Source organism: Streptomyces sp. NPDC015242 (assembly GCF_043079125.1).
In the GTDB taxonomy this organism is placed as follows: Bacteria; Actinomycetota; Actinomycetes; order Streptomycetales; family Streptomycetaceae; genus Streptomyces.
Window position 1 is genome coordinate 262,829 of record NZ_JBIBUF010000001.1, and the last position, 24,717, is coordinate 287,545.

Consider the following 24,717-nt stretch of genomic DNA (forward strand, 5'->3'; position numbering starts at 1 on the left):
CCCGAAGGAGCGGAGCAGATGACGACCCGCACCGAGGCCGGACCGCTCGACACCGGAACGGCACGCCCCGAGAGCAAGCTGCGCAGCTACGCCCGGCTGGGCAAACTCGACGTCTACGACTACTACCCGAGCGTCGCCGTGGCGTTCTCCGCGGTGCTGCTGCCCGTCTCCCGCCTGTCAGCGGCGACCGTCGTGACGCTCGCCCTGTTCCTCCTCGGCGCGGTCTTCGTGATCGTGGCGATGGTCGCCCTCGACGACGTGACCGGCTACCGCGACGGCAGCGACGCCGCCAACTACGGCCCGGACGACCCGCTGCGCAACAAACTCCGCAAGCCGCTCGTGGCGGGGACCCTCACTCTGCGCGAAGCACTCCGTTTCGGCTGGTCCACCGCCGCGGCCGGCGCCGTGCTCTGGGCCGCCGCCGTGGCCGCCGCACCGCACCGGCCGCTGTGGGCCGTGATCCTGATCGCGGTGCTCTTCGTGCTCTCCGTCCAGTACTCGTACGGGCTGAAGATCAGCTACCACGGCTTCCAGGAGATCTTCCTGGCCGGTCTGGGAGCGGCCCTGGTACTGGGCGCGTACGGCCTCGCGGCCGGCCACTTCTCCGGGTTCGTGCTGGTGCAGGGCGTGCTCTTCGGGTTCGGGCCGCTGCTGTTCGGCGTGTACTCCAACACCAACGACATCCCGGGGGACCGGGCCGTGGGACGCCGTACCGTGGCGTGCCTGGTGTCGCCGCGGGGCAACGCCGTCTTCGTCGGGGCGCTGTCCGCCGCGGAGTTCCTCACCGGCGCCGTCGCCTCCGCCCTCGGGATCGCCCCCTGGTGGTTCGTCCTCCTGATGCTGCCGGTCACCGTGCTGCGCGTCCGGCAGTACCGCACGGGCTTCCACCGGGGCGACATCATGCGCGCCCGCCGGCAGGGATTCCCGGCGCACCGGCTCGGCACGGTGCTGCTGATCACCGCCAACCTGGCCGTCGGCGCCGGAGCCGGCGGATGAGCCCCGGTCTCGACGTGGCCGTGGTCGGCGCGGGCATGGCCGGGCTGACCGCCGCGCACGAACTGCGGCGCGCCGGGCTGGAGGTGCGGGTCTTCGAGGCCCGGGACCACGTCGGCGGCCGGATGCGCAGCTTCCGACGGGACGGCTACACCATCGACGAGGGCGCCGAACAGATCTCGGCGCACGGCTACCGCGCGACCTGGGAACTGCTCGCGCGGCTGGGCGTGCCGGACCACGACGTGCCGCGCATCGGCAGGTCCGTCGGAGTGTGGCGCGGCGGACGGGCCCACCCCGGCGTCGCGGACCTCTCCGCGGTGCTCACCGGCGCCGGGCTCCCGCCCCGCGCCCGCGCCGACCTCGTCCGGCTCATGGCCTGGGCGGGCGCGCGCCGCGGCGCGTTCGACGCCGACCACCCGGAACGCACCCCGGCAGGGGCCCTGACCGTCCGGGAGTTCGCCCGGCGGTACCACCGCGACGTGCACGACTACCTGCTCCAGCCCGTCGCGGGCAGCTTCTTCGGCTGGGACACGGCCCGCTCGGCGGTGGCGCCGATGCTGTGTCTGCTGCTGGCGGTGGGACCGGCCGCCGGATGGCGCACGTACCGCGACGGCATGGACCTGCTCGCCCGGCGCCTGGCCGAACAACTCGACGTGCGCACCGGGCGCACCGTGCACGAGGTCGTCACCGAGGCGGACTCCGTGCGGCTGCGCGTCGGGGACGACACGGTCACGGCCCGCTCGGCGGTCCTCTGCGTGCCCGCGCCGGTCGCGGCCCGCCTGCACGCCAACGCCCCCGCCGACGAGCTTCCGTTCCTGCGCGCCTGCACCTTCACCCCCACCCTCAAGGTGAGCTGCCTGCTGGACCGGCCGCTCGCACCCCGGTGCCGCACACCGCTGTACGTGCTGCTGACACCGGACGCGGAGGACGACGTGCTCTCCGCGATCATCGTCGACCACGCCAAGCACCCCGGCCGGGCCCCGGCGGGCAGGGGACTGCTGACCCTCATGGCGGACGCCCGCCGCATCCCCGACCTGATGGCCGCACCGGAGAACCAGACGGCCGACCGGCTCGTGCGCGCGGCCGGCCGGTACGTCCCCGGGCTCGAAGCGGCCGCGAAGCACCGCTTCGTGCACGCCTTCACCCACGGCCTGCCCGAGGCGACCCCCGACGCCCTGCGCCGGCGCGCACGGTTCATGGCACGCCCCGCCCGGCCCGTGGAGTACGCCGGCGACTGGGTGATGCTGCGGCCCGCCAGTGAGGGCGCCGTCCGCGCCGGCGCCCTCGCGGCCTCACGGGTCCTCAGCCGGCTGCGACCGCCCAGGACGACCGGCCCGGCCCACCCGGCCGCCCGCCCCACCGAGGAGACCGTCTCGTGAAACCGCACGACATGGGCGTCCTGTTCGACGAGTGCGCCGAACGGCGCCTGGGCACACAGGTCCACCTGGACCGGCCCTTCACCCTCGGCACGGACACCCGGACCCACTACACGCTCCCCGGGCTCGCCGCCCTCGTACGGGACGCCGCCGGCTGGCTGAGCGCCGCCGGGGCCGGCCCCGGGGACCGGGTGGCGATCGTCAAGGACAACCACTGGGACTACGACCTGCTCGCCTGCGCCGCCGTGCGCGTCGGGGCCGTGCCCGCGCAGTTGTCGGCGCACCTGTCCGGCGAGGTGCTGGGCACGCTGCTGTCCCGCCTCGACCCCGCCCTCCTGGTCACCACGGCCCCGGTGCTGGAACGCGCGCGGCGGGAGGGCACCGACCCGGCCGCCGCCGCACGGGCGACCCTGGTCCTGGACGCCGCCGTGCCCGGGACGCTCCGCCTGGACGACGTGCGCGGACACGCCGCCCCCGGACCCCACCGCCGGCACGACGACGAACCCCTGATCGTGCACCACACCTCGGGCACCACCGGAGTGCCCAAACTGGTGGTGCACTCGACCCGCACCATCGTCCGCGAACTGGCCCGCTTCGAGAGCGTACGGCTGCCGCGGATCGGGGTGCGGCGCGACGACACCCTGGTCAACGCCAGCGCGTTCGCCCACGGACGGACGTTCTGCTGGACCGCGAGCGCCCTGTCCATGGGCCCCGCCGCGATCTCCGTCATCACCACGCAGGACCCGAACCTCGCCGACCCCGTGCTGCGAGCCCATCCGCCGACCGTCCTGGAGGCGCTGCCCGCCTCGTTCGTCCGCTTCCAGCCCCTGACCGAAGGCCTCGACAACCCGTTCCGGCGCGTCCGCGTGGTCATCAGCACCTACGACGCCATGCATCCCCCCACCGTCCGCGCCTACCTCGCCGCGAGCCGGCACCGCAGCCCCCTGTGGGTGGAGGGCTGGGGACAGACCGAGACGGGACCCCTGACCTTCCGCTTCCACACCCGGCGCTCCGCCGACGCGGCGACACGGGGATCGCGCACCCGGAACCTGGGACGCCCGGTGCCCGTCAAGACGCGGCTGCGGGTGGTCGACCCGGACACCCTCCGGCCCCTGCCGCGCGGCCGGACGGGCCTGGTGCTGGCCAGGACCGCCGCCTGCGCTTTGGGGTACCTCGGCGAGCAGGACCGCTGGGCGGCCAAGCGGCACGGCCCCTGGTGGAACACCGGCGACATCGGCCGCCGCAACCGCGACGGCAGCCTCGACCTGCTCGACCGCGAGGTGGACCACACCCCGCGGCTCAGCTGCCTGCGCACCGAGGACCTCCTGCAGACCCGGCTGCCCCGGGCACTGGAGTGCGTCGTCCTCGCCGAGCCCGGCCACGACCCGCTGCCGGTCGTGGTCACCGCCGACGGCGTACTCGACCGGGCCCGCTGGAAGGAAGCGGTACGGGACCTGCCGCCCCTGCGGGAACCGGCCGTCCTCATCTGGGACGAAGTGCCCCGCACCGGCACCGGCAAGGTGCGGCGCGGGGAGCTGTTGCGCCGCCTCACCGGCCGCAGCGCCACCTCCGGCTCCGGCCGCTGGACCTGAACCGGCACGAGGGGACGACGACATGCGCGAGAGCCTGGGCCCGGCCCCGGGATACGCCTTCGACAACGACAGCGTGCACAGCGACGAACTGCACCGCTGCCTCACCGACGCCTACGACACCATGACCTTCGACCGGCTCGCCGGGACCGGCGTCACCACCGGCTGGCGCTGCCTGGACATCGGCTCGGGCAGCGGGACCGTGGCCCGGTGGCTCGCCGACCGCGTCGCCCCCACCGGCGAAGTCGTCGCCACCGACGTCAGCACCCGGCACCTCCCCGACGGGCCGTGCCTGACCGCCCTCCGGCACGACGTGGTGACCGATCCGCTCCCCGAGGCGGCCTTCGACCTCGTCGTCGCCCGCCTCGTCCTGCAGCACCTGCCCGAACGGCTCGCCGTCCTCGGCAAGCTCGTCCGCGCCCTCAAACCCGGGGGCCTGCTGCACATCGAGGAGTTCGACGCCTCCTACGAACCGCCCCTGCTCACCCCCGACGAGGAGTCGGCGCGCCTCTACACGGCCTTCCTCGACGCCAAGTGCGCCGTCCTGAAGGCCGGCGGGGGAGACCCCCACTGGGCCCGCAAGGCACCGGCCGCCATGCGGGACGCCGGGCTCGTCGACATCGACCCGCGGCCCCGCATCGAACTGCGCACCGCCGGGTCGCCGGGCCTGCGGATGCAGCTCAACCACACCTACCACCTGCGGGACGGACTTCTCGCCGCCGGTCTGACCGAGGCGCAACTGGCCGCCGTCCGGGCGCTGATGAGGGACCCGTCGTTCTGCGCCGCGTCCAGCGTCGTCTACTCGGTGCAGGGGCGGCGCCCGTGGCCCGCGGAGCGGGACGGCACCCGATGACGCTCAGCGCCCCACGCGCCGGCGTCCCGGCCACCACGGTGGCCACCCGGGTCGCGGCCCACCTGCTCGACCTGGTGGACGAGCCCGCCACCGCCACCGTCGACCTGTCCGTCGGCTGGCAGGGCCCGCTGCACCTCCCCCTGGCCGACGAGCACGCCGTCCAGGCGGCCTGCGGGATCATGCATGTGCACGGACGCGCGGCCGGCCGTCCCGTCCCGCTCGCCGTCGACTACGCCTCCACGGTGGCGGGCGTCCTCGCGGCCCAGGGCGTCTGCGCGGCCCTCCTCGCACGGGCGGCGGGAGCGGACATCGGGCAGGTGCGGACCTCGGTCGGCCAGGCGGCGCTGCTGGCCCTCGCCCAGTACCTCGCGGCCGCGACCGCCGTCGGCGACGACCCGGAGGACGACGGGTCCGCGCGCCCCACCGGCCCGGGAAAGCGCCCCGCGCCCACCGGCCCCCCGTTCGTCACCGCCGACGGCGTGCGCTTCGAGATCGAGGCCCTCGACGCCGGGCGGTGGCTGGACTTCTGGCAGCGGCTCGGCGCGGACCGGGGGGAGACCGGCCGCGGCTGGCGGTCGTTCCAGCAGCGGTTCGCCACCGCCGTCTGCCCGCTGCCCCCCGGCCTGGCGGCGACCGCGCGGCGCGCCTCCTTCGCGGCCGTCCGGGCGGCGGCGGACCACTCGGGAGCCGCCGTACTGCCCGTACGGGACGACCCCCTGCCGCCGGCGGCGACCCGGCCGTGGACGCTCACGCCCGTGCCCGGACCGGACGGCGTCCCGGACGGCCGGACCCCTACCGGCCACGCCCCCCGCACGGCCGCGGCGCCCCTGGCCGGCCTGCGGGTCGTCGAGTCGGCGCGGCGCGTCCAGGGGCCCATGGCCGGGCACGTCCTGCGGCTCCTCGGCGCCGACGTGGTACGGATCGAACCGCCGGGTGGCGACCCGATGCGCGGCGTCCCGCCCGTCGCGGGCACCTGCTCGGCCCGCTTCAGCGCCCTCAACGCCGGAAAGGCCGTCAGGGAGATCGACTTCACCTCGCCGGCGGGCCGGAGGGCGGTCCGCGACCTCGTGTCCGGGGCCGACGTCTTCCTGCACAACTGGGCGCCGGGCAAGGCGGCCCGGCTCGGACTGGACGCCGGGGACCTGTGCGCGGCCCGGCCCGGGCTGGTGTACGCGTGGGCGTCCGGCTGGGGAGGCGCCCTGGGGCCGGAACCGCCGGTGGGGACCGACTACCTGGTCCAGGCGCACAGCGGTCTCGCCGCCGCCCTGCGGCCCGCGCACGAACCGCCGGCGCCTTCGCTGATGACCCTCACCGACGTGCTCGGCGGGCTGGTCTGCGCGCAAGGGGTCCTGGCCGCGCTGCTGGCCCGGCTCCGCACCGGGCGGGGCAGCCGGGTGGACTCCTCCCTGTACTCCGCCGCCTGCCTCGTCCCCCGCGCGCGCCGGCGGCCCGGGGCGACGGGCCGTCCCCTGCGCACCCGCGACGGCTACCTCTGGCCGGGCCCGTGGGACCGCGCGCGGCCGCACCGCCTCGCCCCGGCCTTCGGCCTCCCCGCCGGCGCCGACGCGGAGGCGATCGCCCGCCGGGCCCGGACCCTGCCCACCGCGGCCTGGCTGCCCGGGCTGGCCGCGGCCGGCGTGCCCGCCACGCCGGTGTGCACCGGCCTCGCCGGCCTGGCCCGCGACCCGCGCTTCGCCCCGTCCCTGACCGTGGGGGAGTACGCCGCCCCTCTCGCACCCTGGGAGTTCTCATGAGGGCCCGATGGACGTCGAACGCCGGTGTCGAGATCCGCGACCTGGTGCCCGCCCCGCTGCGCCGCGCCTGGGTGGCGCGGGGCCACTGCCCCGACCGGGACCTCTACACGCTCTTCGCCGCACACGTACGGCGTCACCCCGGCCGCACGGCGGTCGTCGACCCGGCCGGCGCGGTGGACTACGCCGGGCTCGACGCCCGGGTGCGGCACATCGCCGCCCGGCTCGCCGAACACGGCCTCGGGGAGCGGGACATCATCGCCGTGCGGGCGCGCAACGGGCGCGACGCGGTGGCCGCGGAACTCGCGATCGCGGCCGTCGGCGCGGTCGCGCTGCCCTATCCGCCCGGACACGGCAGCCTGGGCCCGGTCAGCCTGCTCGCCCGCTCCCGTGCCCGCGCGATCATCGTGGACGACCACTCCGGCGCGCTGCCGCGCGCCCGTCTGCCCTGTCTGGAAGCGGTGTTCACCCTCGGACCCGGCCAGGGTGCGGCACAGTCCCTGGCGGCGCCCGCGCGGCGGCCCTTCTTCCCCCGGCCCGTCGACCCTGAGGCGCCCGCCCGGATCCTGGTCTCCTCCGGCACCGAGGCCGAACCCAAGATGGTCGCCTATTCGCACAACGCGATGGCCGGCGGGCGGGCCGCCTACGTCCGCGCCCTGCACGACGGCCACGGCCCCCTGCGCAACCTCGTCCTCGTCCCGCTGGCCTCCTCCTTCGGATCCTGCGGTACGTCCGTGACGCTGGCCGCCCTCGGCGGCACGCTGCTGGTCCAGGAGACCTTCGACCCCGCGACGGCCCTGCGCATGATCGTCGAACACCGGCCCACGCACGTCTTCGGCGTGCCCACGATGCTGCACCGCATCGCCGAGCAACGGCGCCTGCCCCGGGAGGACTTCACCGGCTTGCGGGCCCTCGTGTCCAGCGGCGCGGCGCTGCCGGAGGCCACCGCCGACGCGTGCCGCGAGCGCTTCGGCCGCCCCGTCGTCACCGTGTACGGATCGTCCGACGGCGTCAACTGCCACACCGCCGTCACCGGACTTCGCCCCGAGACGGGCACCGGGCTTCCCGACCCCGCCGTGGCACGCATCCGCATCGTCGGCCATTCCGGCGCCCCGTTGCCGGCCGGACAGCCCGGCGAGATCTGGGCCAGAGGCCCGATGACGCCCCTGTGCTACGTGGCGGGCCCCGAGCTGGACGCCCGCTACCGCACCCCGGACGGCTGGGTCCGCACCGGAGACCGCGGGCTCCTGGACGCGCGCGGGCGGCTCCACGTGCTGGGCCGCATCAAGCAGATCGTCGTACGCGGCGGCTACAACATCAGCCCGGCCGAGGTGGAGCGCGAACTCGGCGCGCACGCGGCCGTGGCCGAGGTCGCCTGCGTCGGCGTGCCCGACCCGGAACTGGGGGAGCGCCTGTGCGCGTGCGTCCGCCCCCGGCCGGGCTTCCCGCCGCCGGACCTGCGCGAACTCACGGCGTTCCTGGAGGACCGGCGCGGCCTCGAACGCCGGAAGCTGCCCGAACTGCTGTTGCCCGTCGAGCAGATGCCGCTCGGCCCCACGGGAAAGATCTGCCGCAGGACCCTGGCGCAGCGGGCCGCCCGCGAGATCTGCGTGCCGCGCTGACCACCCGCGGCGCGCCACCGTTCCTCCGCAACCGACCTCGCATCCAGGAGCGACATGACCAGCGTTGCTGTCATCGGACTCGGCTACACCGGTCTCCCGCTGGCCCGCGAGGCGTGCCGTGCCGGGATGAGGGTCACGGGGATCGACGAGAACCCGGCCGTCACCGCCGCCCTGAACGCGGGCCGCTCCCACGTGCCCGACGTCACCGCCCCCGACCTGGCCGCCATGCTGCGCGCCGGCTTCCGGGCGACCACCGACGAGAGCCCCCTGGCGGAGGCCTCGGTGGCCGTGATCTGCGTGCCCACGCCCCTGGACGCCACCGGCGGGCCCGACCTGACCCACGTGCGGCGCGCGGCTTCCGGCGTCGGGGACCGTCTCAAGCCCGGCACCCTCGTGGTGCTGGAGTCCACCTCCTTCCCCGGTACCACGGACGACGTCGTCCGCTCGATCGTGGAGCGGGCGTCCGGGCTCAGGGCCGGCACGGACTTCGCCCTCGCCTTCGCACCGGAGCGCATCGACCCGGGCAACGACACCTACGGCGTGCGCAACACCCCGCGGGTCGTGGGCGGATGCACCCCGGGCTGCACGGCGGCCGCGGCCGGTTTCTTCCGCCGTCTGTGCGACCGGGTCGTGGAGGCGAGCTCCGCACGCGAGGCCGAACTGGCGAAGCTCCTGGAGAACACCTACCGCAGTGTGAACATCGCCCTGGTCAACGAACTCGCCGTCGCCGCCCGGGCCTGGGGGATCGACGTCTGGGACGCCCTCGCGTGCGCGCGCACGAAACCCTTCGGCTTCCAGGAGTTCCGGCCCGGACCGGGGGTCGGCGGGCACTGCATCCCCGTCGACCCGGTCTACCTCACCCACTGGGCGCGCGCCGCGGGGACCCCGCTGCGGCTCGCCGAACTCGCGCACGAGATCAACGCCGCGATGCCGGCCCACGTCGTACGGCGGGCCGGCCACCTGCTGCGGGACCGCGGCACGGACCTGAGCGGCGCCCGGGTGCTGCTGCTGGGCGTGACCTACAAGCCCAACAGCGCCGACCTGCGGGCCACCCCGGCCGCACCGGTCGCCCGGCTGCTGCGCCGGCGCGGTGCCCGGCTCGCCTATCACGACCCGTTCGCCGAGGCCTGGGCCCCGGACGGCGAACCGGTCGACCGGGCCCCCGACGCCCTGAGCGCCGCCGCGGACGCGGCCCTCACGATCCTGCTCCAGGACCACGACACGCTCCCGCTGGACCGGCTCGCCCGGCACGCGCGCCTGCTCCTCGACACCCGGGGCAGGCTGCGGGGCAGCGGCGCCCATCAACTCTGAGCATGGGCCCGCCGCCCCGCTCTCCGGCTCAGCCGGACGCGGTCCGCCCCGTCACCGCTGCAGGGTCAGCAGCCCCGGACGGTAGGGCAGCAGGCCGTAGTCGCCCCCGGAGTTGGGGCTGCGGCCCTGGTAGAGCAGCTGCAGATTGCACGGGTCGACGGTCATGGTCTGATCGGCGCTGGTGCGGAGCAGCTCGCCGTGGCTGATGTCGTCGGTCCAGGTGGCCCCGCTGTTGGCCTTGCCGGCGAAGGGGTTGCTCTCCGTGGCGGCCTGCGGGGTCCATGAGCCGTTCAGGCTGGTGGCGGTGAAGGAGCGGAAGAAGCGCTGCTCGTTCGCGCCCCGGGCCTCGACGATCATCAGGTACTGGTTGCGGTCCTTGATCTTGTAGACCTGCGGTGCCTCGAACAGGTTCTTCACCGTGTCGCTCATGACGGTCGTGTACGAGGAACCGAAGTTGCCCGGGAAGTTCCCGATCGGCATGCTCGCCCGGTAGATCTTGCCGTTGTCACCGGCGAAGAACAGGTACATGTTCGTTCCGTCGGCGATCAGCGTCTGGTCGATGGGGCCGGTTCCGGAGTCGGAGATGTTGCCGGTGAAGAGCGGCTGCTCCGCGGACCAGCCGTTGGGGTTGGTGGGATCGCTCGATGTCCGGTACGTGAACTTGGCACTGCCCCACTGGTAGGCGAGCACCCAGATGTTCTTCGGCTGGAAGTAGAAGAGCGTGGGGGCGACGGCGTTGAACGGTGTCGCGTTCTGGCCGGCGCTGGCCATCTCCGGCCAGTTGGTGAACGGGGTGAAGGCCATCGAACCCCACGCCCTGCCAGTCCCCGCGGCCCCGTGGGTCGTCGCGTAGACGACCTGCTTGCCGTTGTGCGGAGCGACGGTGAAGTCCTTGAGCGAGGCCCACCCTGCCTTGGGCTGCGCGAGCGCGCCGGTCGACGACCAGCGGTACGTCGAGGGCAGTTCACACGTGCCGGGGGTGCCGGAGCCGGCCTTGACGAGCTGCCACTGCTGGTTGGTGCCGCCCCAGTCGTCGTACTGGACGACGTTCGCGCCGTCGGCGGTGGAAGCTCCCTGCACCTCGAGGGCCTTGTTGCTGTGGCGTGCGATCAGCCGCACGTAGCCGTCCGGACTGTCGGCGAGCCGCCACTGCTGGTTGGTGGCGTTCAGGTCGGTCCACTGGACGATGGAGCCGCCGTTCGCCGTGGACCAGTTGTGGACGTCCAGCACCTTGCCCGAGTGGCGGGACTTGATGCGGTAGTAGCCGTCCCCGGAGGCGACGAACTGCCACTGCTGCTGGGCCTGGTCGTTCCTGGACCACTGGGTGATGCGGGCGCCGTCGCCGGTCGCCATGTTGTAGACGTCCAGGGCCTTGCCGCTGTTGCGGTTGACCAGCACGTACGAGGCGTTGGGGTCGACGGTCGCCGCCTCGGCGGGCTGGGCGCCGAGGAAGGTGGCCACCAGCAACAAGGGTGCTAGGGCGGCGAGCAGCCGTCCCGGACGGATCATGGACGGTGGGCGGAACCACATCAGAGGGCCTCCTAGGGGCCGGGGGAGAGCGCGACTCGAAACATTTCGAGGAATTCCCCGACGGTTCGACGCCACAAGCTAGGAATGCGCTTGCTATCGGTCAAGGCCTGCCGCAGAACTGGCTACAAACAGTGCCTTCCCTGCTCGTCAGCCACGCCGCCGACGGAGAGGGTGCTTCGAATGTTTCGCTCGATGAATCGAAACTTCTTCTGCGAGAAGTATTGACGACCCGTCATGAACAGCTCAATCATCCGTGTCTGAGAAACCGGGTGTTGTTCGAGATATCGACAGATCCAGATGAGGCACCGGTTCCCCGCGCTTCAGCCCTTCTCCTCCCCGACTTCCACCCTGGAGGCACCGTCATGGGCTCGTACGCCCTTGCCAGACCGTTCGTCCGGCGGAAGATCCGCGGCCTGCTGCTGATGCTGGTCGCCGCCGTCCTCGGCACGGTGGCCGCACTGGCCGCGCCGCCTCCCGCGCACGCCGCCGAGAGCACGCTCGGCGCCGCGGCCGCCCAGAGCGGCCGCTACTTCGGCACCGCCATCGCCTCGGGCCGGCTGGGCGACTCGGCGTACACGTCGATCGCGAACCGTGAGTTCAACTCGGTGACGGCCGAGAACGAGATGAAGATCGACGCCACCGAACCCCAGCGGGGCCAGTTCAACTTCGCCGCCGCCGACCGCGTCTTCAACTGGGCGGTGCAGAACGGCAAGCAGGTGCGCGGCCACACCCTGGCCTGGCACTCCCAGCAGCCGGGCTGGATGCAGAGCCTCAGCGGCAGCGCACTGCGCCAGGCGATGATCGACCACATCAACGGCGTCATGGCCCACTACAAGGGCAAGATCGCCCAGTGGGACGTGGTGAACGAGGCGTTCGCCGACGGCAGTTCGGGCGCCCGGCGCGACTCCAACCTCCAGCGCACCGGCAACGACTGGATCGAGGTCGCCTTCCGCACCGCGCGTGCCGCCGACCCGGCGGCCAAGCTCTGCTACAACGACTACAACGTCGAGAACTGGACCTGGGCCAAGACCCAGGCCATGTACAACATGGTCCGCGACTTCAAGCAGCGCGGCGTGCCGATCGACTGCGTCGGTTTCCAGGCGCACTTCAACAGCGGCAGCCCCTACAACAGCAACTTCCGCACCACCCTGCGGAACTTCGCCGCCCTCGGCGTCGACGTGGCCGTCACCGAGCTCGACATCCAGGGCGCCCCGGCCTCGACCTACGCCGCCGTGACCAACGACTGCCTGGCCGTCCCGCGCTGCCTCGGCATCACCGTCTGGGGCGTGCGTGACATGGACTCCTGGCGGTCGGGGGACACGCCGCTGCTGTTCAACAACGACGGCAGCAAGAAGCCCGCCTACACCGCCGTCCTCAACGCCCTCAACGGCGGCACCACCACGCCTCCCACCGACGGCGGCACCATCAAGGGCGTCGGCTCGGGCCGCTGCCTCGACGTGCCCAACTCCGCCACCGCCGACGGCACCCAGCTCCAGCTGTGGGACTGCCACGGCGGCACCAACCAGCAGTGGGCCCTCACCACCGCCGGCGAACTCAGGGTCTACGGCAACAAGTGCCTGGACGCCGCCGGCACCGGCAACGGCAGCAGGGTGCAGATCTACAGCTGCTGGGGCGGCGACAACCAGAAGTGGCGCCTGAACTCCGACGGAACCATCGTCGGCGTCCAGTCCGGCCTCTGCCTCGACGCCGTCGGCAGCGGCACCGCCAACGGCACGCAGATCCAGCTCTACACCTGCTCGAACGGCAGCAACCAGCGCTGGACCCGCGCCTGACACGGCCGGTCCACCCACGGAAGGAGCATCGATGTCCTGGTGGTCCCGGATCGCCGCCGTGGTGGCGGCGACCCTCGCGATCGGTACGCTCACCGCGGTGAACCCGGCGCCCGCCGAGGCGGCGACGGTGGACACCAGCGCCTGGTACGCCCTGGTCAATCGCAACAGCGGCAAGGCGCTGGAGGTCTCCGGCGGCTCCACCGCCGACGGCGCGCGGCTCGGCCAGTGGACGCGCGGCGACGGGGCCCACCAGCAGTGGCAGTTCGTGGACTCCGGCGGCGGCTACTACCGCCTCAAGGCCCGGCACTCGGGCAAGGTGCTCGACGTGTCCGGCGCCTCCACCGCGGACGGCGCCGTGATCCAGCAGTGGGCCGACCACAACGGTGCCAACCAGCAGTTCCGGCTGGCCGACTCCGACGCGGGCCACGTCCGGCTGATCAACCGCACCAGCGGCAAGGCGGTGGAGGTGCAGGGCGCCTCCACCGCCGACGGCGGCAACGTCGTGCAGTACACCGACTGGGGCGGCGCCAACCAGCAGTGGCAGATGGTCAAGCTGTCGGCCGGGGGCGCGAGCGGCTGCGGCAGCGCCCCGGCCCTGACGAGCGGCACGCACACCATCCAGAGCGGCGGCAAGAGCCGCAGCTTCATCCTCAGGGTCCCGGCCAACTACGACAGCAACCGTCCCTACCGGCTGATCTTCGCCTTCCACTGGCGGGGCGGCACCGCGGGCGACGTCGCCTCCGGCGGCACCAGCGGCAGCGCCTGGTCCTACTACGGCCAGCAGGAACAGTCGGGCAACAGCGCCATCCTCGTCGCCCCCCAGGGCCTCGGCAACGGCTGGGCCAACACGGGCGGTGAGGACGTCACGTTCGTCGACGACATGATCCGGCGCATCGAGAGCGGACTGTGCGTCAACCCGGCCCAGCGGTTCGCCACGGGCTTCAGCTGGGGCGGCGGCATGAGCTACGCCCTCGCCTGCAGCCGGGCGCACGTCTTCCGGGCCGTCGCGGTCATCGCCGGCGCCCAGATCAGCGGATGCAGCGGTGGCACCCAGCCCATCGCCTACTTCGGGATCCACGGCATCAGCGACTCCGTCCTCGGCATCGCGCAAGGACGGTCCCTGCGCGACAAGTTCGTCGCGAACAACGGCTGCACCCCGCAGAACCCGCGTGAGCCCGCGGCGGGCAGCCGCACGCACATCACCACCGCCTACGCCGGCTGCCGTGCCGGATACCCGGTCCAGTGGGCCGCGTTCGACGGCGGCCACATCCCCGGCCCGGTCGACGGCTCCTCCGGCGAGAGCGGCGTGACGACCTGGACCAAGGCAGAGATCTGGAGGTTCTTCGCACAGTTCCAGTGACATCCTCCCCGCACCACGGAGGGGAGCCGGGATCACCCCCGGCCCCCCTCCGTGGACGGCTGTCCGGACCCCTAGAAGAAGCCCAGCTTCTTCGCCGAGTACGACACCAGCAGGTTCTTCGTCTGCTGGTGGTACACGGCTCAGATGCAGTTGACCAGCGAAAACAACTTCGATCGCCACAAGCTGCGGACGGTTGGTCCGGGTATGGCCCGGATCTTGGTTCGAAGATATCTGGTGATGAGCGCTGCTCGCATGTTGCGCTTGTACGACGATGACCGCCTCGGCGCTGCTTCGAGCGGCGACGACGGGCCGCAGAAGACTGTCCTGACCGGGCTGCACCAAGGCTGGATCCGGCGCTGGCGGAGGCCGGCGGCGGTTTCTTCGGCCCGGCCCTACAACCGTGGCTGTCCTCGCAGGACCGCGACGACACCGCGTTGAGAATTCGTCCCGTGGGGGCTAGGTTGGCCGCGGCGTCGCGGCGGCGGGTTGATCAGTGCCTACCAGTGCCTAACGATCCTGTGACGCCCCCGGGTCATGGTCGCAGAACCACGGCTTGAAGGGGCGGCGCCGGCGCACTATGGCTGTGAGTGCGCTTCCGCTGCTTTTCGCCATTCGTCGGCAGAACTCCGCTTGGCGTGACCGGGGCTGTTTCCACAGGTGAGAGACGGACGGTCACGCGCCGCGTGAGGGCTGGCGGAAAGGGCCATGGTGAACCGCTTGGGAGCTGAGAAGGACATTCGTCCAGCTGAGCTGCCTCAGGCTCGCTGCCCCGCGAATTGTCCTGACGGTGTGGGCCCTCCTGGCCTGATGGCGACTCGACCGGGGTGCAGCGCCGTGATGACCCATCAGCCGCTGTCAGTGCCCACTGCTACACCCTTTTGTTGGGATGAGCCGCGCTCCGCGGCCCACCGACGAAAGGGGGAAACATGTCGAAGGTGCCGGACGGGTTCCACCGGGTACGCGGTCACATCCGTCGCAATCCGAAGCCCAGGAGCGCCAAGCGCATGAGCGGCTGGATGATTGCCGGCTTACTGGCCGGCGTGTGGCTGTGGGGGCAGGTGTTCGGGTTCAGTGAGTCCGCCGCCACGACACCGCCGACGGATCCGAAGCCGGCGACCAGCGCGACGGCGGGCCGCTGATGGGACGGATACATCTGCGGCGCCCTCGCGGCGCCGCGGAACTGGTCGCAGCGGCTGTAGTCGCCCTGGCTGTGCTCGTCCTGGTGGCGCGGACGGCGGCCTCGGCGGGTAGCACCCTGAAGGCGGCCTGGCCCGGCCTATTGGCTCTCGCCCTGCTCACGGGAGCCTGCGCGGCGTGGCGAATCAGGCAGACCAGCACGATGCGGCGTCGGGAGAAGGAGCGGCTGGCCACTCTGCGGATCACGCTCGCGGAGTTCGACTCCATGGACGACCGTCGCTTCGAGTACGCCCTACGGGATCTGCTGGTCCGCGACGGCTGGCCGGCCCGCAGAGTGGGTGGTGGCGGTGACCAGGCCGCCGACGTCATCGGTGACCATCCGCAGCGCGGCCGCATCGTGGTGCAGGCCAAGCACACCCGCGTCGGCGGGGAAGTGGGCTCAGCTGTGATGTACGCGGTGAAGGGGACGGCTGGGCCGGTCCACGCAGCCGATCACGCTGTCGTTGTCACCAACGGAGCCTTGACCCGCGACGCCATGGCGTGGGGCGACCGGTACCGCGTCCACTGGATCGATCGGACGAAGCTACGGCGCTGGGCCGAGGGCGGTGCCGCTCTGCACGAGCTCCTCGGATTACCCGCGCGCTCCCGCCCGAGCCGATTTAGGCGAGCGGCATGACTGGCAAAGAGCGTGACTGCTGCCTAAGAACCGCTAACGAAATGAGTGACGGGGAACGCTAGGCTCAGTGGCATGAGTCAGAGCGGTTCGCAGGCGGCAGCATTCTTCCGAGATGCCCGTCAACGCGGAGTGGTCTGGTTTGTTCGGGATGACGAGGGAAGCCCGGCCCCCCTCTCTGCGGATGGCACGCGAAGTCTTCCCTACTGGTCGACCTCAGCCCGGGCCCAGCGGGCAGCGACGATCTGGGGGCATGGGCTACGTGTTGAATCCATGTCCCTGGATGCCTGGCGCGATCGCGATCTGCCTGAAGCCGCCCGAGAGGGATACATGATCGGCATCAACTGGAGCGGACCGCGCCTCGTCGGATGGAGCTTCACCCCGATGGAAGTTCTCAACCGACTGGCCGCTGGTGACTAGCCCACGGCGCCGTTCAACACGGAGCGCAGTCGCCGCCAGCAGATGAGTGCGCATCCGGGGCCAGTCCCACTATGCGGCAGGGCTGCTGCCGATGATCCACCGGCCCGGCGTAGCGTCGTGGCTTGCACGACCGCGGGAATCAGCCTGATGACCATCGAAGACGACCTCGCTCTGCTTGGCCGACGGCCGGCGGTCAGTCATCGGAACCTCAACTTCGCTGCAACAAGAACAACTCACGTGGTAAGTCTTTGATGTCGTTCTCTTTCTCTGTTTGTCTCAGTCGCTGAAGCGACCGAAGCATCCGGCCCTGACTGACCCGCTGACGTGAGGAGCCCGCACCGTGCCACCCACCCTCTACCGAGACACGGGTTACACCCTTCGGCACCTGATAGAGGACATCGAGGGTGGAAGGATCGGGCTTCCCGACATCCAGCGGCCGTTCGTCTGGTCCGCGACGAAGACCCGCGATCTCTTCGACTCGATGTACCGCGGCTACCCGATCGGCACCCTGATGTTCTGGGAGACCGGAGCCGAGGTGGGGACCCGGCAGATCGGGACGGGAACGGGTGACCGGGCGCCCCAACGGCTGGTCGTGGACGGGCAGCAGCGGCTCACCGCATTGTTCGCCGTACTGACCGGGCGCAAGGTCGTCAACAAGTCCTTCGATGAGGTCACGCTGCGGATCGCCTTCCACCCGCAGGATCAGACGTTCGAGGTCACGGACGCGGCAATCGAGCGGGACACCGCCTACATCCCGGACATCACCAAGCTTTGGGCCCCGGGCGGCCACCGTGGCACCGTCCGGGAGTTTTTCCACCGGCTCGAACAGGCCGCAGGCGAGCCCCTGCCAACCGCGACGAGGGACGAGCTGGAGGAGCGGATTGACCGGGTCCGGGGCCTGCACGACTTTCGTTTCCAGGTGGTGGAGTTGGACGCCGCGGCCGACGAGGAACAGGTCGCGGAGATCTTCGTCCGCATCAACTTCCAGGGAGTGAAGCTCAACCAGTCCGACTTCATCCTCACCTTGATGTCGGTGCACTGGGAGAAGGGCCGACGTCAACTGGAGGACTTCTGCAGGGCCGCGGTGGTCGCGGGACTTCCCGGACCGAACCCGCGTAATCCGTTCCTGGACCCTAGCCCGGACCAACTCCTGCGCGTCGCTGTCGCCGTGGCCTTCCGGCGTGCCCGGCTGCAGCACGTCTACAACGTGTTGCGAGGCAAGGACTTCGAGACCGGGAAGGTCTCTGCCGAACGGCGCCAGGAACAGTTCGAACGGCTGGCGCAGGCGCAGATGCAGGTCCTCGATCTGACCAGCTGGCACGAGTTCTTCCAATGCGTCACCGCGGCCGGCTTTCGTAGCCGCAAGATGATCACCTCTGACACCGCCCTGCTGTACAGCTACGCGCTGTGGCTGATCGGATTGCACGACTTCGGACTGTCGGCCGAAGAACTCCGTCCGGTCATCGCGCGCTGGTTCTTCATGGTGCACACCACCGGCCGTTACTCCAACTCGCCCGAGTCACAAATGGAGTTTGACCTAGGCCGGGTCGGCGGCCTGCCGCAGGGTGACGGTCAGGCGTTCGCCGCAGAAATCGCCCGGATCATCTCCGCGCACTTCACCGGTGACTACTGGGGCATCTCCCTGCCGAACAGGCTCGACAGTTCATCGTCGTACTCCCCAGTGGTGTTCGCCTACCAGGCTGCGTTGAACATCTTGGACGCCGAGTTGCTCTGCGGCGACCAGCACATCCGCGACCTGATGGATCCGGCGGCCAAGCCCGCCCGGAAGGTTCCTCGGGACCGTCTGTTCAACTCCGAGACCCTCGAGAGTCTTGGTATTACCGACAAACGCCAGGTGAACGCCATCGCCAACATGGCATATGTGACGTGGCCGGCAAGCGAGAAGGGCAACACCGACGAACCTCGCGTCTACTGGCCGAGGATCATCGAGGCGATGGACCCGGAGGTGGTCAGGCGGCAGGCCCGATGGCACGCGTTGCCGGTCGGCTGGGAGCAGCTCGAATACGCGGCCTTCCTGGGAAGACGCCGTCAGCTGATCGCCCAAGTGGTACGGGAGGCGTTTGAGACGCTGAGTGAGGACCGACCCGCGTATGTGCCTACCGCAGCGGCTGATCTGATCGCCGCCGGTGAGTCCCAGAGCACCGAGTTCAAGGCGAGTGCCCGCTGGAACGTGCACACCCGGGAGTACGACAAGTCACTGCAGAACAATCTCGTCAAGACGGTCTGCGGCTTCCTCAACGGGGAGGGCGGCAACCTGTTCGTCGGCGTCCGTGACGACGGGACGGTACTGGGGATCGAGGACGACCTGTCCACCCTGCCGAAGCAGGCTGACCCGGATGGGTACGAACTGTTCGTACGCCAGGTCCTCGATGACAACCTGTCGGCCCCGACCGCGAGCACCGTGCGGATCAGCTTTCCCGAGGTGGCCAAGCGTATTGTCTGCCAGGTCAGCGTGGCCGCAGCCGGCAAGGCCGTGTTCGCCAGGCCAGCCAAGGGCGGTAACGCGGCCACCGACTTCTGGGTTCGGGTCGGTAACGCCACCAAGCAGCTGCATGGTGAGGATCTCCTGCGGTACCGGGAGGAGCACTGGGGGTGATCGTCCGCGACGATGACCGACCTTGAAACAATCCGCGAGCATGCTGCCGTGTGACCAGGTCCGGCGCCCCCGCCCCCGTCCGTACCTCTTCGCATGCTTCGCATCCGCCGAGGGCGACGCAAGGTAGCACCTCAGCCGGTCCGTGGCTGGTCCGGAACCGGCGGCGATTCGCGGTGAACGAGTTAGAAGGTTGCATGAACGGTCATGGATGGTGGCTGCAGTTCGAAGGGTGCCTGAAAGGGTAAAGCCCTCCCAGGCACCCAACTTGCGTCTCTAGAAGAACCCAAGTTTCTTCGGACTGTATGAAACAAGAATGTTCTTCGTCTGCTGGTAGTGGTCCAGCATCATCTTGTGCGTCTCGCGGCCGATGCCCGACTTCTTGTAGCCGCCGAAGGCCGCGTGGGCCGGGTAGGCGTGGTAGCAGTTGGTCCACACACGGCCCGCCTTGATCTCCCGGCCCAGCCGGTAGGCCGTGTTGCCGTCGCGGGTCCAGACGCCCGCGCCCAGGCCGTACAGCGTGTCGTTGGCGATCTTCAGGGCCTCGTCGACCGAGTCGTAGGTGGTGACCGAGACGACCGGGCCGAAGATCTCCTCCTGGAAGATCCGCATGTCGTTGGTGCCGCGGAAGATGGTCGGCTCGATGTAGTAGCCGCCCTCAAGACCGGGAACCGTCCGGGAACTGCCGCCCGTGACGACCTCGGCGCCCTCCTTCCTGCCGATGTCGAGGTAGGAGAGGATCTTCTCGTACTGGTCGTTGCTCGCCTGCGCGCCGATCATCGTGGCCGGGTCCAGCGGGTCGCCGGCGACGATGGCCTTCGTGCGTTCGACGCAGCGGGCCATGAACGCGTCGTAGATCGACGACGGGACCAGGGCCCGGGACGGGCAGGTGCACACCTCGCCCTGGTTCAGCGCGAACATCACGAAGCCCTCGACGGCCTTGTCCAGGAAGTCGTCGTCGGCGGCCATCACGTCGGGCAGGAAGATGTTCGGGCTCTTGCCGCCCAGTTCCAGCGTGACGGGGATGATGTTCTCGCTCGCGTACTGCATGATCAGGCGGCCGGTCGTGGTCTCGCCGGTGAACGCCACCTTCGCCACGCGCGGGCTGGACGCCAGCGGCTTGCCCGCCTCCACGCCGAAGCCGTTGACCACGTTCAGCACGCCGGGCGGGAGCAGGTCGGCGATCAGGCCGACGACGTAGAGCAGGCTGGCCGGGGTCTGCTCGGCCGGCTTGATGACCACGCAGTTGCCGGCGGCCAGCGCGGGGGCCAGCTTCCAGGCGGCCATCAGGATGGGGAAGTTCCACGGGATGATCTGGCCGACCACGCCCAGCGGCTCGTGGAAGTGGTAGGCGACGGTGTCGGCGTCGATCTCCGCGATGCTGCCCTCCTGCGCCCGGACCACGCCGGCGAAGTACCGGAAGTGGTCCACGGCCAGCGGGATGTCCGCCGCCAGGGTCTCGCGCACCGGCTTGCCGTTCTCCCAGGTCTCGGCGACCGCGATCTTCTCCAGGTGCTGCTCGATGCGGTCCGCGATGCGGTTCAGGACGTTGGCGCGCTCGGTGGTCGACGTCCGGCCCCATCGGTCGGCCGCCCGGTGGGCCGCGTCCAGGGCGAGGTCGACGTCGGCCGCGGAGGAGCGGGCCACCTCGCAGAAGACCTTGCCGGTGACGGGGGTCGGGTTCTCGAAGTAGCGGCCCTCGACGGGGGCCACCCAGTCGCCGTCGATGAAGTTGTCGTAGCGCCGGGCGAAGCTGACGATGCTTCCGTCCGTTCCTGGCTGCGCGTACACCATGGCGGCTCTCCTCCGGGGGCAGGGCGGGTGACGGCCACGCCGTCGTGACGCCCTCACTGTGCTCGCGGCGGGTTGGCGCAAGGTTGGCGCCGCGTCCGGCCGTCGCTCGCCCCCCGCCGTCAGTCGCGCAGCGCCGCCGACAGCCGTCCCGCGGCGATCGCCCGGCGGGTGTCCCGCGGTTCCAGCAGCCGCAGCGCGTGCTCGTGGATCTCCGCGTCGTACGGCGCCCGTTCGCCGAAGCGCAGGGCGTGCTCCGGGCGCGTGCTCCCCAGCACGGCCTCCCGCACGGCCACCTCGAGGCGGGTGCGCCACTCCTCGACGCCGGGCGCCTGCGAGCGTGGCAGCAGCGGGCCGCCGTACAGACGCAGGGCGGTGTCCGTGTCGCCCTGCTCCAGCGCGTGCAGCACGTCGGCCGCGTCGCAGGACACCGGGGCGGTGAGGGCGTAGCGGCGGGGCGAGACGCCCCCGCCGAGCGCGCGGCGCAGGTGGGAGACCTCCGCCTTGAAGGTGGACGCGGTGACCGGCCGGTCCCCGTACAGGGCGGCGTGCAGCCGCTCCGGAGAGAAGCCGTCCGGTTCGAGCGCGAGCAGGGTGAGGATCTCCACCTGGCGCGGCCGCAGGGCCAGACGACGGCCCTCACGCACGACACGCGCGGCGCCCAGGCAGGTCAGCCGCACCTGGCCCGGACGGGACGCCGCCTCGGTGCCGAGGCGGGCCTCGATCGTGGACACCAGCGTCCGCACGGTCGACATGGCCAGCGGGTGCGACCGGTCCCAGGTGGTGGACAGGTCCAGGACGCCGAGGACCCGGCCGTCCGGGCTGTGCACGGGAGCGCAGTAGCAGACCCAGCCGTGCAGGGCCGACACCAGGTGCTCGGCCGCGAAGACCGAGCTCGGCCGGCCGGTGCGCAGGGCGAGGGACAGGGCGTTGGTGCCCATGGCCTGCTCGTCCCAGCGGCCGCCCGGGGCGAAGTTGACGCGCTCGGCCCGGCGGCGCATGGTCGCCCCGCCGCAGGTCCACAGGATGGTGCCGGACTCGTCCGTGACAGCCGTGACGAACCCGGCGTCCTCGGCGATGCTGCGCAGCTCGCCGGCGAGCGCGGACACCGGCCGGTACAGCGGTGAGGACGTCCAGCGCTGGTGGACCGGGACGCCGTCGGTGACCGGGGCGCTGTCCCGGCCGGGGTCCACACTGCCGAGCGAACGCGCCCAGGACTCGGTCACCTCGTGGCGCAGCGCGGTGGTGCCGCCCGGCCGCGTCCCCGGGACGCTCAGCCGCGGCACCCACCGGGACCACTCGTGCTCCAGCACGGCCCTGCGCCGGCGGAGGTCAGGGCGCTGTGACATGGCCTCTCCCTGCCGTCGAACCGGTTCTCGGCGTGGGGTCAGTGTGACCGGACACTCCCGGCCCGGTCGAGAACCCGGACGCGGCGGAATGTGCCTCTTCGTACGACTGATGGCTCGAAAGTGACCGAACGGCCGGGAATCGACGCCGGTCTGAACGGGCGACCGCCTGACGGGATGTTTGTCCGGTGCCCGGGTGCCGCCGTACGGGTGACGGGTTCACTCGACCCGACGGACGCCGTCCTACCCGCGTACCACCGGCGCACGGCGCCACGTTGCCCTGGCATGGACAGCACTGACACGGCGCGGCGCCTTCCACGGAACGACGCCGCGCCCCGTCCGTACGCCGAGATCACCACCGCCTACGCGGGCCATCCGCCGATCTACGCGGCCCTGGTCGCCGAGTGGGAGGCCAGAGGCAACGCGGTGCCGGAGCACCGCGACGGCCAGTGGGTCTCCTTCGCCGCGCCGGCCGACAGCGAGACGTGGACCGCCGTGCCCTCCTGGCCGGCCGGTCCGCACATGGGTCCGGTCGCCGCGTCGGGGGGTGCCGTGAGCGGACTCAGGCCGGGGCCCGACCGGCCCGTGAGCCCGGGTGCCGCCCGTCTCACCACCCGTCCGGCACCACCGGCTCCGCGCTGACCGGCGCCAGCACGGCGAGCGTGCCGGTGGCCTCGCGCAGGGCCGACTCCAGGGTGCCGGGCGCGTGCAGCGCGCCGGTGCCGTCCGGCGGGGCGAGCCACTCCAGCCGGCCGGCCGGACGGTAGGGGGGCGGCACCGCGACCCAGGAGCCGCGGCCGAGGTGCCGGACACCGGACCCCACCCACTCGCTGACCGGATCCGGTGGCAGGAAGAACCCCACTCTGCGCGCGGCGGAGTCCACCAGCGTGGGGCCCGGCACCCGCAACGGGTCGCGCCACAGCAGGTCCAGCGCGAGCAGGCCCAGCCGGTCGGGCACGCTGAGCACGTCCCAGTACCGCCCGGCCTCCACGAGGGCCGTGCCCGTGCCGTAGTCCCACTCGCGCTTGCACTCCTGGGGGTCCGTGGCGGCCGCGGCGAGCCACTCGACGGCTTGCTTCCACATGACGCTCTGCATGGCCACCCCAGGCACAGTCGGCGGCGCCGCGGTGGCGCGCGCGGGACGCGGGACACGGGCCGGTGACGCGCGGGATTCCGCGTGCCGCCCGGTCGCCTCCATGGTCGTAGATATTTCTACGGGCTGGAAGGGGTGGCGCGACGTGGCGTTTGCGCAGGTCCACGTCCCGGTCGAAAGGGGGCACGCGAAGGTGCCGGCCCGAAAGCCCCCGGTCAACTCCGGGCGCGTCCTGCCCCGGCGGGAGGTCAGCCGTTGCGTTCGGCCTGCTTCTTCTTGATGCGGGCCGCCTCCTTGCGGACCTCGGCCTGGGTGGCGCGCTCCCGCACCAGCCACTCGGGGCTCTCCTGCTTCAGGGCCTCGATCTGCTCGGTGGTGAGAGCCTCGGTGACACCCCCGCGGGCCAGGCCGGCGATGGAGACACCGAGCTTCGCCGCGACCACGGGCCGGGGGTGCGGGCCGTCGCGCCGCAGGTCCTGCAGCCACTGCGGCGGGTTCGCCTGGAGCTCGTTCAGCTCGGCGCGTGAGACGACACCCTCCCGGAACTCGGCGGGGGTGGCCTCGAGGTACACACCCAGTTTCTTCGCCGCGGTGGCGGGCTTCATCGTCTGGGTGCTCTGGTGCGACGTCATGGCACCCAGCGTATCGAGCGTGTGCGCGAGCCCTGACCACGGCCGGTAACCTGGCCAGGTGACAGGCTCGGAAGTTCCCCCCTCGTTCCGGCTCGTGTACGTCCCCGGGGTGATGCCCGACAAGTGGGTGCGCGTCTGGAACGAGCGGCATCCCGGCGTCCCGCTGACCCTCACGCAGGTGCCCGCCGCGGACGCGGCCGGGCGGCTGCGGGACGGGGAGGCCGACGCGGGTCTCGTCCGGCTGCCCGTGGACCGCGCGGTCTTCAGCGCGATCCCCCTCTACACCGAGCAGACGGTCGTCGTCGTCCCGAAGGACCACCTCGTCACGGCGGCCGACGAGGTGACGCCCGAGGACCTGGCCGACGACATCGTGCTGCACCCCCTCGACGACGTCCTCGACTGGGAACGGGGGCTGCCCGGACGGCCCGCCCTCGAACGCCCCGCCACCACGGCAGACGCCGTCGAGCTGGTCGCGGCGGGCATCGGCGTCCTGATCCTCCCGCTGTCGCTCGCCCGCCTCCACCACCGCAAGGACCTCACCCACCGGCCCCTCACCGGCGCCCCCGAGTCGAGCGTCGCCCTGTCCTGGCCCGAGGACGCGACGACCGACGAGGTGGAGGACTTCATCGGCGTCGTCCGCGGCCGCACGGTCAACAGCACCCGGGGCCGTACCCCGCCCGCGGCGCAGGGGAAGTCCGGGCGCGGGGACCGGGACGGGACCCGCCGGAAGCCGGCGGGCGCCGGGAAGCCGGCCGCGAACCGGCGCGGCGGCACGTCCGGCGGAGCCACCGGGGGCGGCGGCAAGCGGGGCAGGCCCCGCCGCCGGTCGTAGT

General features: G+C 71.8%; 21 protein-coding genes. 16 read left to right on the forward strand and 5 right to left on the reverse strand.

What is annotated here, in order from left to right; translation table 11 throughout:
* The first annotated feature begins 18 nt into the window (after window positions 1-18).
* From ACF07N_RS01245 to ACF07N_RS01275, 7 genes are read left to right on the forward strand one after another with little or no spacing between them, the layout of a single operon-like run.
* Window positions 19-996 carry a UbiA family prenyltransferase gene (locus ACF07N_RS01245; RefSeq protein ID WP_392106842.1) on the forward strand — a complete coding sequence of 326 codons (978 nt, stop codon included), beginning with the start codon at window positions 19-21 and terminating at the stop codon, window positions 994-996.
* On the forward strand, window positions 993-2,372 hold the full coding sequence (locus tag ACF07N_RS01250) for a protoporphyrinogen/coproporphyrinogen oxidase (protein WP_383343118.1): 1,380 nt from the start codon (window positions 993-995) through the stop codon (window positions 2,370-2,372). The genes ACF07N_RS01245 and ACF07N_RS01250 overlap by 4 nt, the downstream gene beginning before the upstream one ends.
* Window positions 2,373-2,383: 11 nt before the next feature.
* Entirely contained in the window at window positions 2,384-3,961 is a 1,578-nt protein-coding gene (locus ACF07N_RS01255; protein ID WP_392108717.1) for a class I adenylate-forming enzyme family protein, read from the forward strand.
* Between the two features lie 22 nt (window positions 3,962-3,983).
* Entirely contained in the window at window positions 3,984-4,811 is an 828-nt protein-coding gene (locus ACF07N_RS01260) for a methyltransferase domain-containing protein (protein ID WP_392106845.1), read from the forward strand.
* Window positions 4,808-6,565 (forward strand): CoA transferase, encoded by a 1,758-nt coding sequence (locus tag ACF07N_RS01265; RefSeq protein WP_392106848.1) that lies wholly within the window; start codon window positions 4,808-4,810, stop codon window positions 6,563-6,565. The genes ACF07N_RS01260 and ACF07N_RS01265 overlap by 4 nt, the downstream gene beginning before the upstream one ends.
* A complete protein-coding gene (locus ACF07N_RS01270; RefSeq protein WP_392106851.1) occupies window positions 6,562-8,184 on the forward strand; it encodes a class I adenylate-forming enzyme family protein in 1,623 nt (540 codons plus the stop codon). The genes ACF07N_RS01265 and ACF07N_RS01270 overlap by 4 nt, the downstream gene beginning before the upstream one ends.
* Window positions 8,185-8,238: 54 nt before the next feature.
* On the forward strand, window positions 8,239-9,495 hold the full coding sequence (locus ACF07N_RS01275; protein WP_383328743.1) for a nucleotide sugar dehydrogenase: 1,257 nt from the start codon (window positions 8,239-8,241) through the stop codon (window positions 9,493-9,495).
* A 51-nt stretch (window positions 9,496-9,546) separates the two neighbouring features.
* On the opposite strand, the gene ACF07N_RS01280 is transcribed toward ACF07N_RS01275, so the two are convergent.
* Entirely contained in the window at window positions 9,547-11,025 is a 1,479-nt protein-coding gene (locus tag ACF07N_RS01280) for a non-reducing end alpha-L-arabinofuranosidase family hydrolase (RefSeq protein WP_392106855.1), read from the reverse strand.
* Window positions 11,026-11,387: 362 nt separating this feature from the next.
* Here ACF07N_RS01280 and ACF07N_RS01285 point away from each other — a divergent pair, with 362 nt between their 5' ends.
* The 7 genes from ACF07N_RS01285 (at window position 11,388) to ACF07N_RS01315 (ending at window position 19,025) form a co-directional block, all read left to right on the forward strand.
* The gene (locus ACF07N_RS01285) at window positions 11,388-12,818 is read left to right on the forward strand and encodes an endo-1,4-beta-xylanase (protein WP_392106858.1); all 1,431 of its coding nucleotides are present in this window, start codon (window positions 11,388-11,390) and stop codon (window positions 12,816-12,818) included.
* Window positions 12,819-12,849: 31 nt separating this feature from the next.
* Window positions 12,850-14,178, forward strand: coding sequence for an RICIN domain-containing protein (locus ACF07N_RS01290; protein ID WP_392106860.1), 1,329 nt, complete (start codon window positions 12,850-12,852; stop codon window positions 14,176-14,178).
* Window positions 14,179-14,322: 144 nt separating this feature from the next.
* Window positions 14,323-14,616, forward strand: a complete 294-nt coding sequence (locus ACF07N_RS01295) for a hypothetical protein (RefSeq protein WP_392106863.1) — start codon at window positions 14,323-14,325, stop codon at window positions 14,614-14,616.
* A gap of 488 nt (window positions 14,617-15,104) precedes the next feature.
* A complete protein-coding gene (locus tag ACF07N_RS01300; RefSeq protein ID WP_392106866.1) occupies window positions 15,105-15,317 on the forward strand; it encodes a hypothetical protein in 213 nt (70 codons plus the stop codon).
* Window positions 15,317-15,991, forward strand: coding sequence for a restriction endonuclease (locus ACF07N_RS01305; protein WP_392106869.1), 675 nt, complete (start codon window positions 15,317-15,319; stop codon window positions 15,989-15,991). Before ACF07N_RS01300 ends, ACF07N_RS01305 begins: the two co-directional genes overlap by 1 nt.
* A gap of 72 nt (window positions 15,992-16,063) precedes the next feature.
* Entirely contained in the window at window positions 16,064-16,408 is a 345-nt protein-coding gene (locus ACF07N_RS01310) for a DUF2750 domain-containing protein (protein WP_392106872.1), read from the forward strand.
* A 340-nt stretch (window positions 16,409-16,748) separates the two neighbouring features.
* Window positions 16,749-19,025 carry a DUF262 domain-containing protein gene (locus tag ACF07N_RS01315; protein ID WP_392106875.1) on the forward strand — a complete coding sequence of 759 codons (2,277 nt, stop codon included), beginning with the start codon at window positions 16,749-16,751 and terminating at the stop codon, window positions 19,023-19,025.
* 273 nt (window positions 19,026-19,298) lie between these two features.
* On the opposite strand, the gene adh is transcribed toward ACF07N_RS01315, so the two are convergent.
* Window positions 19,299-20,816, reverse strand: a complete 1,518-nt coding sequence (gene adh / locus ACF07N_RS01320; protein WP_392106878.1) for an aldehyde dehydrogenase — start codon at window positions 20,814-20,816, stop codon at window positions 19,299-19,301.
* 119 nt (window positions 20,817-20,935) lie between these two features.
* Window positions 20,936-22,162, reverse strand: a complete 1,227-nt coding sequence (locus ACF07N_RS01325; RefSeq protein ID WP_392106881.1) for a GAF domain-containing protein — start codon at window positions 22,160-22,162, stop codon at window positions 20,936-20,938.
* Between the two features lie 282 nt (window positions 22,163-22,444).
* Here ACF07N_RS01325 and ACF07N_RS01330 point away from each other — a divergent pair, with 282 nt between their 5' ends.
* Entirely contained in the window at window positions 22,445-22,801 is a 357-nt protein-coding gene (locus ACF07N_RS01330; protein WP_392106884.1) for a hypothetical protein, read from the forward strand.
* On the opposite strand, the gene ACF07N_RS01335 is transcribed toward ACF07N_RS01330, so the two are convergent.
* Window positions 22,767-23,255, reverse strand: coding sequence for a hypothetical protein (locus tag ACF07N_RS01335; protein ID WP_392108719.1), 489 nt, complete (start codon window positions 23,253-23,255; stop codon window positions 22,767-22,769). The two genes, ACF07N_RS01330 and ACF07N_RS01335, sit on opposite strands and share 35 nt — an antisense overlap.
* A gap of 245 nt (window positions 23,256-23,500) precedes the next feature.
* Window positions 23,501-23,884 (reverse strand): DUF5997 family protein, encoded by a 384-nt coding sequence (locus ACF07N_RS01340; RefSeq protein ID WP_383328765.1) that lies wholly within the window; start codon window positions 23,882-23,884, stop codon window positions 23,501-23,503.
* A 58-nt stretch (window positions 23,885-23,942) separates the two neighbouring features.
* Here ACF07N_RS01340 and ACF07N_RS01345 point away from each other — a divergent pair, with 58 nt between their 5' ends.
* Window positions 23,943-24,716: a LysR family transcriptional regulator substrate-binding protein gene (locus ACF07N_RS01345; protein ID WP_392106888.1), complete on the forward strand. Its 774-nt coding sequence runs from the start codon at window positions 23,943-23,945 to the stop codon at window positions 24,714-24,716.
* Window position 24,717 lies beyond the last annotated feature (1 nt).

Bases quoted from the DNA above. Each gene is read 5' to 3' on its own strand.
- ACF07N_RS01245 (WP_392106842.1), top strand. From the start codon at position 19: ATGACGACCCGCACCGAGGCCGGACCGCTCGACACCGGAACGGCACGC.
- ACF07N_RS01250 (WP_383343118.1), top strand. From the start codon at position 993: ATGAGCCCCGGTCTCGACGTGGCCGTGGTCGGCGCGGGCATGGCCGGG.
- ACF07N_RS01255 (WP_392108717.1), top strand. From the start codon at position 2,384: ATGGGCGTCCTGTTCGACGAGTGCGCCGAACGGCGCCTGGGCACACAG.
- ACF07N_RS01260 (WP_392106845.1), top strand. From the start codon at position 3,984: ATGCGCGAGAGCCTGGGCCCGGCCCCGGGATACGCCTTCGACAACGAC.
- ACF07N_RS01265 (WP_392106848.1), top strand. From the start codon at position 4,808: ATGACGCTCAGCGCCCCACGCGCCGGCGTCCCGGCCACCACGGTGGCC.
- ACF07N_RS01270 (WP_392106851.1), top strand. From the start codon at position 6,562: ATGAGGGCCCGATGGACGTCGAACGCCGGTGTCGAGATCCGCGACCTG.
- ACF07N_RS01275 (WP_383328743.1), top strand. From the start codon at position 8,239: ATGACCAGCGTTGCTGTCATCGGACTCGGCTACACCGGTCTCCCGCTG.
- ACF07N_RS01280 (WP_392106855.1), bottom strand. From the start codon at position 11,025: ATGTGGTTCCGCCCACCGTCCATGATCCGTCCGGGACGGCTGCTCGCC.
- ACF07N_RS01285 (WP_392106858.1), top strand. From the start codon at position 11,388: ATGGGCTCGTACGCCCTTGCCAGACCGTTCGTCCGGCGGAAGATCCGC.
- ACF07N_RS01290 (WP_392106860.1), top strand. From the start codon at position 12,850: ATGTCCTGGTGGTCCCGGATCGCCGCCGTGGTGGCGGCGACCCTCGCG.
- ACF07N_RS01295 (WP_392106863.1), top strand. From the start codon at position 14,323: ATGCAGTTGACCAGCGAAAACAACTTCGATCGCCACAAGCTGCGGACG.
- ACF07N_RS01300 (WP_392106866.1), top strand. From the start codon at position 15,105: ATGTCGAAGGTGCCGGACGGGTTCCACCGGGTACGCGGTCACATCCGT.
- ACF07N_RS01305 (WP_392106869.1), top strand. From the start codon at position 15,317: ATGGGACGGATACATCTGCGGCGCCCTCGCGGCGCCGCGGAACTGGTC.
- ACF07N_RS01310 (WP_392106872.1), top strand. From the start codon at position 16,064: ATGAGTCAGAGCGGTTCGCAGGCGGCAGCATTCTTCCGAGATGCCCGT.
- adh (WP_392106878.1), bottom strand. From the start codon at position 20,816: ATGGTGTACGCGCAGCCAGGAACGGACGGAAGCATCGTCAGCTTCGCC.
- ACF07N_RS01325 (WP_392106881.1), bottom strand. From the start codon at position 22,162: ATGTCACAGCGCCCTGACCTCCGCCGGCGCAGGGCCGTGCTGGAGCAC.
- ACF07N_RS01330 (WP_392106884.1), top strand. From the start codon at position 22,445: ATGGACAGCACTGACACGGCGCGGCGCCTTCCACGGAACGACGCCGCG.
- ACF07N_RS01335 (WP_392108719.1), bottom strand. From the start codon at position 23,255: ATGCAGAGCGTCATGTGGAAGCAAGCCGTCGAGTGGCTCGCCGCGGCC.
- ACF07N_RS01340 (WP_383328765.1), bottom strand. From the start codon at position 23,884: ATGACGTCGCACCAGAGCACCCAGACGATGAAGCCCGCCACCGCGGCG.